This window comes from Actinoplanes cyaneus, assembly GCF_016862095.1.
Classification (GTDB): domain Bacteria; phylum Actinomycetota; class Actinomycetes; order Mycobacteriales; family Micromonosporaceae; genus Actinoplanes; species Actinoplanes cyaneus.
In genome coordinates this window covers 40,113-54,090 of record NZ_BOMH01000024.1, presented here as the reverse complement: position 1 = coordinate 54,090, position 13,978 = coordinate 40,113, and the positions used below count along the sequence as shown (strand labels likewise).

The 13,978-nt window shown below is 70.8% G+C and carries 11 protein-coding genes; 8 read left to right on the top strand and 3 right to left on the bottom strand.

Features of this window, described 5'->3' with window-relative positions; all coding sequences use genetic code 11:
- Nucleotides 1-26: 26 nt before the first annotated feature.
- A complete protein-coding gene (locus Acy02nite_RS15875; protein ID WP_203741290.1) occupies nucleotides 27-1,451 on the bottom strand; it encodes a PucR family transcriptional regulator in 1,425 nt (474 codons plus the stop codon).
- 74 nt (nucleotides 1,452-1,525) lie between these two features.
- Here Acy02nite_RS15875 and Acy02nite_RS15870 point away from each other — a divergent pair, with 74 nt between their 5' ends.
- The 4 genes from Acy02nite_RS15870 (at nucleotide 1,526) to Acy02nite_RS15855 (ending at nucleotide 6,776) form a co-directional block, all read left to right on the top strand.
- The gene (locus Acy02nite_RS15870) at nucleotides 1,526-2,962 is read left to right on the top strand and encodes a flavin-containing monooxygenase (RefSeq protein WP_203741369.1); all 1,437 of its coding nucleotides are present in this window, start codon (nucleotides 1,526-1,528) and stop codon (nucleotides 2,960-2,962) included.
- Between the two features lie 181 nt (nucleotides 2,963-3,143).
- A complete protein-coding gene (locus Acy02nite_RS15865; protein WP_203741289.1) occupies nucleotides 3,144-3,929 on the top strand; it encodes a hypothetical protein in 786 nt (261 codons plus the stop codon).
- Nucleotides 3,926-5,569 (top strand): copper amine oxidase, encoded by a 1,644-nt coding sequence (locus tag Acy02nite_RS15860; RefSeq protein WP_203741288.1) that lies wholly within the window; start codon nucleotides 3,926-3,928, stop codon nucleotides 5,567-5,569. Before Acy02nite_RS15865 ends, Acy02nite_RS15860 begins: the two co-directional genes overlap by 4 nt.
- A 400-nt stretch (nucleotides 5,570-5,969) precedes the next feature.
- Entirely contained in the window at nucleotides 5,970-6,776 is an 807-nt protein-coding gene (locus Acy02nite_RS15855) for a DUF305 domain-containing protein (protein WP_203741287.1), read from the top strand.
- A gap of 284 nt (nucleotides 6,777-7,060) precedes the next feature.
- Here the strand turns inward: Acy02nite_RS15855 and Acy02nite_RS15850 are convergent, their stop codons facing one another.
- On the bottom strand, nucleotides 7,061-7,621 hold the full coding sequence (locus Acy02nite_RS15850) for a CGNR zinc finger domain-containing protein (RefSeq protein ID WP_203741285.1): 561 nt from the start codon (nucleotides 7,619-7,621) through the stop codon (nucleotides 7,061-7,063).
- Nucleotides 7,622-7,704: 83 nt separating this feature from the next.
- Between Acy02nite_RS15850 and Acy02nite_RS15845 the strand changes: the two genes are divergently transcribed.
- From Acy02nite_RS15845 to Acy02nite_RS15830, 4 genes are all read left to right on the top strand, one after another.
- On the top strand, nucleotides 7,705-8,172 hold the full coding sequence (locus Acy02nite_RS15845) for a mycothiol transferase (RefSeq protein WP_203741284.1): 468 nt from the start codon (nucleotides 7,705-7,707) through the stop codon (nucleotides 8,170-8,172).
- 358 nt (nucleotides 8,173-8,530) lie between these two features.
- Complete coding sequence (locus Acy02nite_RS15840; RefSeq protein WP_203741283.1) at nucleotides 8,531-9,703, top strand: MalY/PatB family protein; 1,173 nt, start codon at nucleotides 8,531-8,533, stop codon at nucleotides 9,701-9,703.
- A 59-nt stretch (nucleotides 9,704-9,762) separates the two neighbouring features.
- Nucleotides 9,763-11,838 (top strand): cellulose binding domain-containing protein, encoded by a 2,076-nt coding sequence (locus Acy02nite_RS15835; RefSeq protein ID WP_203741282.1) that lies wholly within the window; start codon nucleotides 9,763-9,765, stop codon nucleotides 11,836-11,838.
- Nucleotides 11,839-12,058: 220 nt separating this feature from the next.
- Nucleotides 12,059-12,844, top strand: coding sequence for an alpha/beta hydrolase family protein (locus Acy02nite_RS15830; RefSeq protein ID WP_203741281.1), 786 nt, complete (start codon nucleotides 12,059-12,061; stop codon nucleotides 12,842-12,844).
- Nucleotides 12,845-13,061: 217 nt separating this feature from the next.
- On the opposite strand, the gene murQ is transcribed toward Acy02nite_RS15830, so the two are convergent.
- On the bottom strand, nucleotides 13,062-13,973 hold the full coding sequence (gene murQ, locus Acy02nite_RS15825) for an N-acetylmuramic acid 6-phosphate etherase (protein ID WP_307872281.1): 912 nt from the start codon (nucleotides 13,971-13,973) through the stop codon (nucleotides 13,062-13,064).
- Between the last annotated feature and the right edge of the window lie 5 nt (nucleotides 13,974-13,978).

The following is a 13,978-nucleotide window of genomic DNA, read 5'->3' as shown; positions in this document are numbered from 1 at the left end:
TGCCGTGCCCGCGGGCTGTCCGGGGTTCAGCCCTGCCAGCGGAGGACCTCGAGCGCCGCGGCGACGGCGACGACATTGTCCGACAGCGGGCGGGGGAGGAGCCGGTCGGCGCGTGACAGGCGGCGGACGACCGTGTTGCGGTGGGTGAACAGGCGCTCGGCGGTGCGCTGGGTGTTGCACTGCTCCCGGACGTAGACCGCGACGGTCTCGCGGGTCTCCGCATCGGCGTGCCGCAGGTCGCCGAGGGTCTCCGCGACGAACTCGCCGGCCCGGTCGGGGTCGGTGGTGAGCAGCGCGGCCAGCTGGATGTCGCGGTAATGGGCGATACGCTGCGGTGACGCGAGCCGGGTCATCATGCGCTGGGTGGCCAGCGCGTCCAGGTGACTGCGGCGGAACCCGGCGACGTCGGTACCCGGGCGACCGATAGCGATCAGCACGTCCGGATCGATCGCCCCGGGCTCCGCCGAGGTCGGTTCCTTCGCTTCGCCGGCCGTGGCGGTGTCGGAAGTCTTCGCCGCCGGGAAGGGGTGGGAACCGGACGTGGTCGCGAGGTCGCCGACGCCCGCGGCGGAGCGGGTGCCCAGTGGCCCGGTGGGGCTGGTGATCGGTTGCCCGATCGAGCCGGTCACCGTGGTGGGGATGGCGGCCACCGGCAGCCACAGCCAGAGCACCGTTGCCCCGGCGACGACGGTCAGGCGGTGCCCAGCGCCGCTCGCGCGCATCAGGGACTCGGCGGCGGCCTCCAACTGCGCGGACGCCGACGTGGTCCAGACGATCGCGGCGGTGTGCGGCCCGGTCAGCCGGTAACCCAGCTGTGCCTCCGCCCGTGCCCGGCTGATCGGCGCACCCTCCAGCAGCAACGACACCACCGCGCGACGTTCGGCGTGCGCCCCGCGGGTCAGCTCGGCGCGCTCGGCCTCCATCCGGGCGGACACCGCGGCGATCGTGTCCTCGATGAACGTGGAGATCGACAGGGCGGAGACGTCGAGCAACGCCCGCAACTGTGCGGGTGAGGCGTCCAGCCCGAAACAAATCTCCATCCAGCGGCGCCACGCCACCGTCTGCCCGGTGCGGTACGAGTCCAGCGCCCGCTGGTCGAGCCCGCGCCGGACCAGGTCACGTGCGGTGTCGAGCACCTCCGGGCCGAGATTCGCCGGCACCCGGCGGCCGGGGTTCCGGATGTTCGCCTCGGTCCACTGCCGCAGGTTGGCGACATTGCTGCGGCGGACGGCGGCGACCAGCACCGGATCGTCGGCGACCGGTCGCATCCGCTCGCCGCTGAGCGACCCCGCGTGCAATGCCTCGATCCACTCGGCGGGCGGGTCGAGTGCCGCCTGCGCGCCCAGCCGGAAGAGCTCCGCCGTCCGGGCCGAGACCACCGGCCACTCCAGCGCTGCCCGGGCTGCGGAGACGAGCGGGCCGGTCTGACGGGCAGCAGCATTCTGCACCATGAATCTCATCATGATGGTGCGTTTCGAACTGGCGCAATCCTGCCCGGCAGCCGATCCTTTACTTCGTGGAGCACATGGACGTCCTGATCGTCGGCGCCGGGATCTCCGGCATCGGCGCCGCGCGCTACCTGAAGACCGCGTTGCCGGCGAAAACCTTCGCCATTCTCGAGGCGCGCGCCGCGTCCGGCGGCACCTGGGACCTGTTCCGCTATCCGGGCATCCGCTCCGACTCCGACCTGCACACCTTCGGGTATGAGTTCAAGCCATGGCGCGACGAGGAGGCGATCGCCGACGCCCCGCGGATCCTCGACTACCTGCGTGAGACGGTGACCGAGAATGATCTCGACCGTCACATCCGTTACCACCACCGGGTGGTCGCCGCGTCGTGGTCGAGCGGCGACGCCCGCTGGACCGTCGAGGTCGAGCGCGCGGACACCGGCGAGCGCATCACGCTGACCTGCGACTGGATCTTCTCCGCGAGCGGCTACTACCGTTACGACGAGGGCTTCACCCCGTCGTTCGCCGGGCGGGACAGCTTCGCCGGAAGAATTGTTCATCCACAGCACTGGCCGGCGGACCTCGACTACACCGGCAAGCAGGTCGTGGTGATCGGCAGCGGCGCCACCGCGGTCACCATCGTCCCCGCGATGGCGGGCGAGGCGGCGCACGTGACGATGCTCCAGCGCACGCCGACGTACATCATGCCGGTCTCCAAGAAGGACCCGGTCGCGAACGCGCTCAAGAAGTACTTCGGGCCGGAGCGCGGCTACGCCTGGACCCGCCGCAAGAACATCGCCCAGCAGAAAGCCATCTGGTCGTTCTGCCGGCGCTTCCCGAAGGCGGCCCGCAAGATCATCCGGTGGGTCAACGCCCGGCAACTGCCCGCCGGCTTCCCGGTGGACGAGCACTTCCATCCGCCGTACGACCCCTGGGACCAGCGGTTGTGTGCCGTCCCCGACGGCGACCTCTTCCGGGCCATCCGCCACGGAAAGGCTTCCGTGGTCACCGACCGGATCGCCGGCTTCACCGAGACCGGGGTGCGGCTGGAGTCCGGCCGGCACCTCGACGCGGACGTGATCGTGACCGCCACCGGCCTGAACGTGCAGGCGTTCGGCGGTGTCCCGGTCACCGTCGACGGCACACTCGTCCGGCTCGCCGACACCGTCGCCTACAAGGGCATGATGCTCTCCGGGGTACCGAACTTCGCGTATGCCATCGGCTACACCAACTCCTCGTGGACGCTGAAGATCGGCCTGCTCTGCGAGCACTTCTGCCGGCTGCTGAAACACATGGACCTCCAGGGGTACGAGGTGTGCCGCCCCGAGGTCGCCGATCCCGCGATGCCGACCCGGCCGTTCCTGGACTTCGGCGCCGGTTACATCCGGCGTGCCGTCGGCCAGTTGCCCCGGCAGGGCGACCGGATGCCGTGGCTGACCTCGATGGACTACCAGTCCGACGTGAAACTGCTGCGCGCCGACGACGTGACCGACCGGGAGCTGCACTTCTCGTGAAGAAAAGTTCCGCCCGGCCCACGGCGAACTTGTCACCACCTGCGTGACGCCCCCCGTCTCCCCAGCTCCGACCCATGATCTCTATGTGATGAATACCGGCGAAATGCCCGCGCGGCTCGCCGGCGGTCCTCCTCCGGCTTTCGACACTTGACCCGTTCCGTCGGGTCGAGGAGGAGAGCGCATGCGAGAAAGACCGTTCGAGGAGGTCTCGTGGTGGCAGTCCGTCCGCGTGCCGGTGGGCCTGATGGCGCTCGCCTCCGGGATGGCGTTCTGCGGCTACCTGCTGACCGGCCCCTCCCCGGAGACGACGGCCTCCGCCCCGGATGCCGCGGCCGGGCAGGGGCGACCGGTCGAGCGGGTGGCGGTGCCCCGGCCGCCGCTGCCGGACGGGATGCCGACCGGGAAGCCGGTACGGCTCGGTAAGACGTTCGACGCGCTGACGCCGGCCGAGATCGGGTACGCCCGCGGGCTCGCCGTGCGGAACCAGGCGAGCCCGGGCAGACGGGTCGACGGCACTCCCGGATACGAGTTCCTGTCCACGGCCCTCGTCACCGAGGACGGCCGCCGGAAGGTTTCCGTCACCTCGTACGACTACGCCGCCAACGTGCAGGTGCTGCAGGTCGTGGACCTGGAGGCCGGCACGGTCACCGAGCGCACCGGCCGCGGAGTCCAAGCGCCCCCTTCGGAGACCGAGAAGGATCACGCCCTGACGTTGCTGCTCGCGTCACCGGCGGCCGCGCCGATCCGGGCCGCGTACCGCACGTCGACCGGGCGGGAGCTGACCAGCCCGGCGCAGCTAGACGTGAACGCGGGCGCGCTGCTCAGCCCACCGGCGACCGGGGACGGCGCGGCCTGCGCGGTCGACCGGTGCATCACGTTCCAGGGTCGCGTGCGCGACGGCGTGTGGCTTTCCTTCGGCAACCTCGCGGTGGACCTGACCGCCAGGACCGTCCGGACCCTGTCATGAAGCGGAACGGCTCCCCCCGGAAAAGGAGAATCGTCGCGGCGGTCGCGGTCCTTCTCGTCACGCTGGGCCCGGCCGGAGCACCCGCTCACGCGGAGGCGACCTCCGCCTACTGCTCGGGCGATTCCTTCGTCAGCCGTAAACTCGCCGCCGGCACCACCTGGCAGTTCTGCTGGCACATCGACGACTTCAAAGGATTGGTTCTCGACAAAGTCGCTTTCCGGGGTACGAGGGACGCCGCGCCGATCCCGGTGCTCAACTCGATCGCGCCGGTGCAGATGCAGGTTCCGTACGACATCGGCACCGCGGAGTTCGAGGACCTGATTGGATTCGGTTTCGGGCGCCATGCCAGTGACATGACCCGTGCCGAATGTCCCGGCGGTCAGATCATCACCACGCATCGTGCGTACACCGACGTGAACGGCCGCTGGGTCGAGAAGAACCAGCCGGTCCTGTGCGTGCGCGAGATGAGAAAGGGCCTCGCCTATCGCTCCAAGTGGCACACGACGACCGGCCGGCCGCTGGTCACCGCGCAGGGGACGGTGCTGGCGCTGAGCTTCATGTCGGCAGTCGGCAACTACGAGTACGAGACCGGCTACCAATTCGCCGACAGCGGCCAGATCGACGTGGGCATGGGCGCTACCGGCGAGATCAACCCGAGCATCTGGACCGATCAGGCGGACGGCCGGAAGGCATCGAACTACGGCTGGCCGGTCGGCTCCGGAAACCGTGACTATTCCGGATCGCACTACCACAGCGCCGTGTGGCGCGTGGACTTCGGTATCGGCGGCAGGGCCGACCTGAAGGTCGAACAGAGCGACACCGCGTGGACCGGCAAGCGCGGCGCCCAATCCGCGGTTCTGGTGACGGGGCGAAAGACGATCGGCAGGGAATCCTTCGTGAACACCGCGGACCGCCGGGAATGGCGGGTCTACAGCCCGGGAAGCCGCAATGCCGACGGGCATCCGCGCGGTTACGACATCGTGTTCGGCAGGAACGACACCTATCCGGCGCATCCGAGTCTGCGCAACGCTCTGACCTTCACCAGAAGGAGGACCTGCGAGCAGTTGCCGATGTACAACAACGACGTGTCGTGCGCCAACGAGACGCTGATGGACTACGCGAACGGTGAGGTGCTGGCGAATCCGATCGCCTGGGTGAACGTCGGATTCCACCACATCGTGCGGGACGAGGATCAGAGCCCGATGCCGGTGCACTGGCAGGGTTTCACGCTGTACCCGCACGACTTCTCGGCCCAGTCACCGATCACGCCGCCGGCCCGTGCCGGTCGCAACGGCTTCGTCGCGACCGAGAATGAGCAGGCACGCGCCGTGACGCCGATCAGGGGCTCGACCACCACGATCCGCCTTTCGCGGTCCACGGTGGTCGCCGGGAGCCGGCCGGTCGTCGCGGTCCGGGTGCGCCCGAGCGACGCGGGGCAGATCGCCGCCGGGGTGCTGACCGTCCGGGACGGCGACCGGACTCTGGTCGTCTCGGACATCCGGAAGATCGACCACGGGAGCCGGTCGATCCGGTTGCCCGTGCTGCCGCCCGGCAAGCACACGATCACCGTCGCCTACGGCGGGTCCGCGCAGGTCGGCACCAGCACATCAGCGGCGGCAATTCTCACCGTCACCCAGTAGACCGGAAATCCCTGACGGCATCCGGTGGCGAAGAGTTCCTTCGCCACCGGGCACCGCTCACCGCCCATCAGGCACCGCCCATCACGCATCTCCCACAGCCCATCGCCCATCAGGCACCGGTCACTGCCCATCACCCATCACCCACAGCCCATCGCCGCCGCTCATCGGGCATCAGGCAACGGCCATTGCCCCACCGCTCACCGCCCGCTGCCCGCTGCCTGCGGCTCGCTTCCTACGGCCTGCTGCCCACCGCCCACGGTCCACGGCCCTCAGCCATCAGTGACCGGGCAGCGGCCACGACGAAGCGCACGAAGGAAGTTCCGCCATCTCCAACCGGCGAGGACGACGAAGGAAAGCACCGCCGTCGGCCGCCCCGAAACACCTGAAGGAAAGTGCCGCCGTGCCGTGCCGTCGCATAGTTGTTCCCGCTGTCCTGCTGGCCGTGCTGACGCTGTTGCCGGCCTCCGACCCGTTGCCGCGCTGGACAGCCCACATCACCGCGACGCCGCGGCTCGGCGTTTCCGCGGTCACTACGGCGCCAGATGTTTCCGCGGCCCCGGTGGCAGGCGCCGGGGTGGCCGCGGCGCCGACGGGCGACGAACTGGCCTACGTGGTGCACATGGTCGAGCACCATCGGCAGGCGCTGCGCATGGTCGCTATCCTCCGCGGGCGCGGCGGGGTGCCGTACCGGATGAGCAATCTCGCCGACCACCTGGCGGCGATCCAGGGAACCGAGATCGCCGACATGACGGAGTTCCTGGCCGCGTGGGGACGGGAGTCGAAGGCGCGGGGCGAAGCGCAGCCCGCCCCGGCGCACCTGCACCTGCCCGGTCCGCAGCCTGCCCCGGCACGCTCACACCTGACCAGTTCGCAGCCTGCCCCGGCGCACTCACACCTGACCGGCCCGCAGCCTGCCCCGGCGCACCTGCACCTGACCGGTCCGCTGCCTGACGTGCGGCTCCGTGCTCTGAAGAAAACCGACGGTGACGCGGCCGGCCGGATGTTCCTAAAGCTCATGATCGCCCACCACGAGGATGCGGTAAAAGTTTCCACTGACGTGCTGTCGGCGGCCGAGAACCCCTGGGTGATCAGCTTGGCCCGGCACATCATCGCCGAGCAGCGCGCCGAGATCGCAGCCATGCGACGTGCCGCCGGCGGCAGTGACGTCGCACCTCCGGCATCCCCGCTCACATACCCAGGAGCATGACCCGCACCGGTTCACCTCGCGGGGGGGGCGAGCCGGCCGAGGTGGATGCGGCCCACACCGCGCGGGTGCCGAGCGCACCGCCCTCGACAGGGGCTGCGGCGACGGCACGTTCGCCAGGTTGCGCACCCGCCGGGCCTCAGCCGGCGGCCTTCGCCGCCGCGTAGGGACTGTCGTTCAGCCCCTACGCCGCGAAGGAGACGCGGCTGGGCGGTGTTTCGCGGTGCGGCCGGGGCTGCGGCGTGACCGAGAGCGCGCCTGGCACTCGGCCGCACTGCGAACACCGGCTAACTTTGCGGGTGCCGGGCCGCGCGGCGAGCACGGTATTCCCGGGCCTTGACGCGGTTGCCGCATTCGGCCATGCCGCACCAGCTGCGGGTGCCGGCGCGCGATCGGTCGATGAAGACGCGGGTGCACTCAGGGCGTTCACATTCTCGTACCCGCGGAGGGGTTGGTTTCTGCAGCTCGTCGAGGAACGCGACGGCGGCGCGGGCGACCTCGGCGGTGACGGCGCCGAGCGGGCCGGTGCGGCGGGCGCCTTCCGCGGTCAGGGCCAGCGCCGGAAGCGGCTGATTCGCCGCGGTGTTGAGCATCCGCAGGTCAGAACCGTGCGGCGCGGTGCGGTTCCGGGCCGCTTCGACCAAGCCGTAAATCGATTCACGTACGGCGATGAGCTGATCGAACTCGGTCACATCCAGCGGTGGCGGCTCGGTGAGCACGCCGGCTGCGAGCGCCCAGCGCGCCGCGTCCTCCGGCGTCGCCAGGCCCTCCTCGGGGCGGGTGCGGCGCCACTTGAGGGTGCCGAGCAGGTCCAGCGCGAGGTTGCCGCTGACGAAGACGAAGTCCACGTCACCACCTTGACAGGTGACGGTGCGATTCGGCAAGGTCACTGCGTCACCTGCTGAGGGGGTGACGGGATGGAGGGTGGCACGTGACAGCCAAGGATGACTACCTGTACTTCGCGGGTCGGGCGCTCGACGGGATGGCCGCGATCGTGGCCGGGCTCGGCGACGAACTCGCCAACGAGCGGCCCGCGCTGCCCGGAGCGAACTCGCCGTATGCGCTGCTCACCCACTGCGTGGGGGTGATCGACTACTGGTCGGGGACACTCGTCGCCGGCCGGTCCGTCTGCCGGGACCGGGAGGCCGAGTTCACCGCGGCCGGGCCGGTCGCGCCGCTGCTGATCGAGGTCGCGGCGGTGCGGGAACGGCTCGCGGGCGACGTGGCCGGTGCGCGCTGCGATGCGCCGCTGCACGCCGATCCTGACCGCTCGTTCCAGGGGCCGGTCCGGCACCTCGATCAGGGTGGGGCCCTGCTGCACGTCTACGAGGAGCTGGCCCAGCACCACGGTCAGATGCAGATCCTCGGTGACCTGATCCGCGCCGGAGCAGCGTCGTGACCGCCGCTCGTAACATCCGCGGGTTCCGCAACGTCCGCAACGTCCGCAACGTCGGCGGCGTCGGCAACGTCGGCAACGTCCGGGGCGTCGGCAACGTCCGCGGCATCCGCCGGCCCGGTGGCGATCTCCTCGCTCGCGCCCGCGGCGAGTCGGTTGCGGGTACCCGCGGGTGGCGTCCGCTGGCCGGACTCGCGCGGGGCAGGGTGATGTCAAGTGGCCGGTGGCGTCATGAGCGCCGTCTTCGACATCGGGTGGCGTCCGTCGGCCGGACTCGCGCGGGGCGGGGTGGTGTCATGAGCGCCGGGTTCGGCATCGGGTGGCGTCCGCTGCTTGGGCTGACGCGTGGCGGGGTGGTCGAATGAGCGCCGCCTTCGACGCGCGGGTCGACATCGGGCGGCTGCGGTCCGGCCACGGCGTGAAGTGGGGCGCGTTGCCGCCGGGCACACTCGGCGCCTGGGTGGCCGACATGGACTTCCCCGTCGCGCCGGCGATTCTCGCGCGCCTGCGGGAGGTCTCCGATTTCGGCTATCCACACTGGCCCGGCGGCGATTCGGTCGCCGCGGCCTTCGAGGAGCGCATGGCGAGCCGTTTCGGCTGGACCCCGGCGCCCGGCCGGACGAAGATCTTCACCGATCTCATCCAGGTGCTGCAGGTGATGATCGAGACGGCCACCGCGCCCGGCGACGGCATCGCGGTGCACGTGCCGAACTATCCGCCGTTCCTGGCGAGCATCCACCGGGCCGGCCGGCGGATAGTTCCGTTGGACCCGGACTCCTTCGATCCGGACGCACTCCGGGGCTGCGCCATGTTGGTGCTCGTCAACCCGCACAACCCGACCGGCAGAGTTTTCCGCCGTGCGGAACTTTCCGCCATGGCCGAGGCTGCGGAGGAACATGACGTGACGGTGCTTTCCGACGAGATCCACGCCGATCTCGTCTACCCCGGGCATCGGCACCTCCCGTTCGCGGCGATCAGCTCCGACGCCGCCGCCCGCACCGTCACCACGACGTCGGCGACGAAAAGCTTCAACATCGCCGGGTTGCGCTGCGCGGTCGCCCACATCGGCCCGGCCCGCATCCGGGCGGCCCTGGAGCGCATGCCGCTCGACTGGTTCGGCCAGCCGAGCACGCTGGGCCGACTCGCCACGGTCGCCGCCTGGCGGGAGGCGGACGACTGGCTCGACGGACTGCTCACGACCCTCGACGCCAACCGTGCGCAGATCTCCCGCTGGGTCGCCAAGCTGCCGTGGGACAGCGGTTACCGCGCGCCGGAGGGCACCTATCTGGCCTGGTTGAACTGTGCCGGCGGGCCCTTCGGCCCCGATCCCGCGACGCACCTGGAGAAGGTCGCCGGGGTGCGCCTCGGACGCGGTGCCGACTTCGTCGAGCACGTCCCTCGCCCGGAGAGCGCGGCCGGGATCCGTCTCGGCCCAGGTGCCGAGCATGCTGCCTCCCACGTCCGGATCAACTTCGCCACCAGCCCCGAGGTGCTGACCGAGGTCCTGAGCCGGATCAGCGGCGCATTGACATGAATCTCCGCAGGACCGGATAGTGGGAGCGCTCCCAATCTCGTCGTCCTGTGGAGATCCCCATGCATGTCACACTTCATCGGCGAACCTTCGCGAGCACCGTCCTGCTCGCGCTGGTCACCGCCGTAGCCGGCGCCCCACCGGCCGCCGTTGCCGCCACCACCCATCCCGGTGCTTCTTACCGAGCGGCGAGCGCCGCGGACGTCCGCGTCGACGTCGACGCCCGCGCCGGGTTGGCCACCGTCGGGTCCACCGCCCTCGGTGTCAACCACGCCATCTGGGACTCGCAACTCGGCACGCCCGCCGTTTCCGGCCTGCTCAAGGATGCCGGCGTGCAGATGGTCCGCTACCCCGGCGGGTCCTACGCGGACATCTACCACTGGAAGGACCACACCGCGCCGGGCGGCTACGTCGCGCCCGGCACCGACTTCGACACCTTCATGGCCGGCGCCCAGCGGACGGGGGCGTCGCCGATGATCATCGCGAACTACGGCACCGGAACCGCGCAGGAGGCGGCCGACTGGGTGCGCTACGCCAACGTGACGAAAAGCTACGACGCCAAGTACTGGACGATCGGCAACGAGAACTACGGCAACGGGCACTACGGCGCCGCGTGGGAGGCCGACGACCACACCGACAAGAGCCCGAAGGAATATGCCGCCACCGTGGTCGCGTACGCCAAGGCGATGAAGGCCGTCGACCCGGGCATCAAGGTCGGTGCGGTGCTGACCATGCCGGGCAACTGGCCGGACGGCATCGTGGCGGCGGGCGACGACGGCACCTGGAACCAGGAGGTGCTCACCCGTGCCGGGGCGGCGATCGACTTCGTCGACGTGCACTGGTACCCCGGCGGCACGGATGCGGCGCAGGCCCTCGGCCGGACCGCCCACATCCAGGACGCGATCTACCAGCTGCGGCGCCAGATCTCGCAGTACGCCGGTGACGACGCCGGCCGGATCGGCATCAGCCTGACCGAGACGAATGTCGACATCGGCCGCAACACGCAGCCCGGCGCGCTCTTCCTCGCCGACGCGTACAGCGGGCTGCTCGCTCAGGGTGTCTTCACCGTCCAGTGGTGGAACGTGCACAACGGGCCGGACAAGGCCGGCACCGTCGCCGGGCAGCCCGACTACAACGACTTCGGGCTGCTCTCCAGCGGGACCTGCACCGCTGACAAGGCGGCCTGTGAACCGCCGCTGAACACGCCGTTCGCGCCCTACCACGCACTTTCGCTGATGGGTGACTTCGCGAGGACCGGCGACCGATTCGTCGGGACCGGTAGTGACAACGCGCTGGTGAGTGCCCATGCCGTGCGCCGGGACAACGGCGACCTGGCGGTGCTTTTGATCAACAAGGATCCGGACGGCGCGCACACCGTGGGGCTGCACTACAACGGCTTCACCCCGGGCACCGCCACCCCGGTGGTGGAAACCTTCGCCAACGGTGCAGGGGGAGTGACCACCGCGCCGGCCGGGTCAGCGACGGCACAGACGTTACCGCCGTACTCCATCGCGCTGGTCACCCTGCACCCGGACCGGGTCGCCACCGCCGCGCCGCCGGCACCGGCGCAACCCACGGCGACGGTCACCGACCGTACGGCGACAATTTCCTTCCCGTCGGCCGGAGCCGGCCTGAAGTACGAGGTGTACCGGCAGAACGGCGGCATCAGCGAGCAGCTCGGCGAGACCAGCGGGACCTCCCTGCCGGTGAACAACCTCGCGCCGGGACAGCGGTACACGATCAACGTGCTCGCCCGTGACGGCGCCGGGCGGGTGTCGCCGCCGTCGCCGCCGCTGACCTTCACCACCGGCACCCCGGCCGGCTCCACCTGCACGGTCAGGTTCCGCGACACCAACGACTGGGGCAACGGGTACGTCGGTTCGGTGGAGATCACCAACAACGGCGCCGCTCCGGTCAACGGCTGGACGCTCGCGTTCACCTGGCCCACCGGATGGCAGAGCGTGAGCAGCGGCTGGAACGCGACCTGGCAGCAGAGCGGTCGCACCGTGCGTGTCACCAGCGACACCGGCCTGCCGGCGGGCTCGTCGACGACCGTCGGCTTCGTCGGCTCCTACAGCGGCCCGAACGTGTTGCCGGAAACCTTCACGCTCAACGGCACGGTCTGCACCACCGCGTAGTCCGGATCGCTGATCGGTCCGCGGTGCGGGGCTGTCCATGGGCCACCCGGCCCGATCTCGACAGCCCCGCCGCACGCGACGGTCGACATCGAGCCGGTGCCACCACCGCCGATCGGCCGCGCCGGCCCGCCGGCCGGGGAATCGGAGCCCCGCCCGGCGGACCGGCTGTCGCCCGTCCGGGGGTCGCGACCGTCGATGCCCGCTCCCTAGAGTCCGCGATGTGCGGAAACTCGGGGCGGTGCTGACGGCGGTGACGGTGCTGCTCGCCGGGTGCGGCACCGGTCCGCAGGCCCGGGCTCAAGGGCGCGGGAGCACCGGACCCCGGGTGGTGACCCGCGTGGTGCAGCTCGCCCGCGGGAAGGATCGGCCGCTGCCGACCACGCTCTGGTTCCTGAGCGGGCCGAACGGCGCCGGAATGGCCGTGGGCAGACACCCGGTCGTACTGTTCAGCCACGGTCTCGGCGGGCTTCCCGAGCAGTTCGCGCCGCTGGCCACCGAGTGGGCGGAAGCGGGATACGTCGTCGCGGCGCCCGCCTACCCGCACACGAACGGCCACGTGAAAAGGATCGACGCCGGCGACATCGGGCGGCAATCCGACGACGCGGCGTACGTGCTGAAGAAAATCACCACCGGCAACCTCGCCGACCATCTCGACGGCGATCAGGTGGCCGCGGTGGGTTTCTCGGCGGGCGGCACCACCACACTCGGGCTGTTCCGGGCGGGACACCCGCGCGGGCTGCGGGCCGGGATCTCGATCGCCGGGCGGCGACCCGGCACCGCGTTCGGCGGACCGGCCGCACCGTTGTTGTTCCTGCACGGCGACGAGGACCCGGTGGTGCCGATCGAGGCCGGCCGCGCCGCCTTCGACGCCGTTCCGTGGCCGAAGACGTTCATCGTGCTTCATGGGGCCGGGCATGGTCAGTACTTGAATCGGGGGCATCCGGACTACCCGGCGACCTCCGACCGCATCCTGCGATTCCTTCGCGAACACGTGCCAGCCACCTGACGGAGGGCCGAGGACGGCGCGCATGCCGACGCTGATCCCGCGGTCCGGCGCACAAAGCCCTGCCGGCTGGCTGTGATGGGCCTGTGGGTTGCCGCGATGCGCCCGCCGGCTGGTTGTGATGCGCCGCGATGCGCCCGCCGGCTGGTTGTGATGCGCCGCGATGCGCCCGCCGGCCGGTTGTGATGCACCGGCCGGCCGGCCGGCCGCGGAGCTAGGTCTAACCGGTGACGGGCCGGTCCAGCGTGAGCAGCGCCTGATGGACATGGCCGTTCGACGCGGTCAGGGCATGCGCGGCGGCCTCGGCGGAAACGCCGGCGACCAGCGTGACCAGGGCGACCTTGGCGTCGCCGCCGGCCGCCTCCAGGGCGTCCCGGCAGCGGGCCGGTTCGGCGCCGGTCGCCTCGGACAGGATCCGCAGCTGGCGGTCGCGCAGCTTGGCGTTGGTGGCCAGCATGTCGGTCATCAGGTTGGAGTAGGTCCGCCCCAGCCGGACCATCGTCGCTGTCGAGAACGCGTTGAGGATCAGCTTCTGCGCGGTGCCCGCCTTCATCCGCGTGGAGCCGGTGATCACTTCGGGTCCGGTGTCCGGCGCGACGTGCACGTCCACCTCGGACGCGATCGGCGACGCCGGGTTCGCCGACACCAGGACGGTGCGCGCACCCCGGGCCCGTGCGGTGACGAGCGCCGCGCGGACATACGGCGTACGGCCGCTGGCGGTGACCCCGACCGCGAGGTCACCCGCCACGACCTCGCCGGCGGCCGACGCACCCTCGGTCTCGTCGTCCTCCGCGGCCTCGGACGGGCGGGTCAGCGCCCGCACGCCACCGGCGAGGTGCGCGACGACCCGGTCCGGCTCCAGCCCGAACGTCGGGATCAGCTCTGCGGCGTCCAGCACCGCGATCCGCCCGGAGGTGCCGGCGCCGAAGTAGTGCACCCGGTGCCCGGCGGAAAGCGCCGCCACCGCCAGCTCGACGGCGGCGGAAAGTTCCGGCAGTACGTCGGCGACCGCGATCGGGACCTGGCGGTCCTCGCCGTTGATCAGCCGGAGCAGTTCCAGGGTGGGCATCCGGTCGATCGCGGTGCTGCGGGGATTACGTTGCTCGGTACGCGCCAGCGGCGCCTCGTCCACGGGCC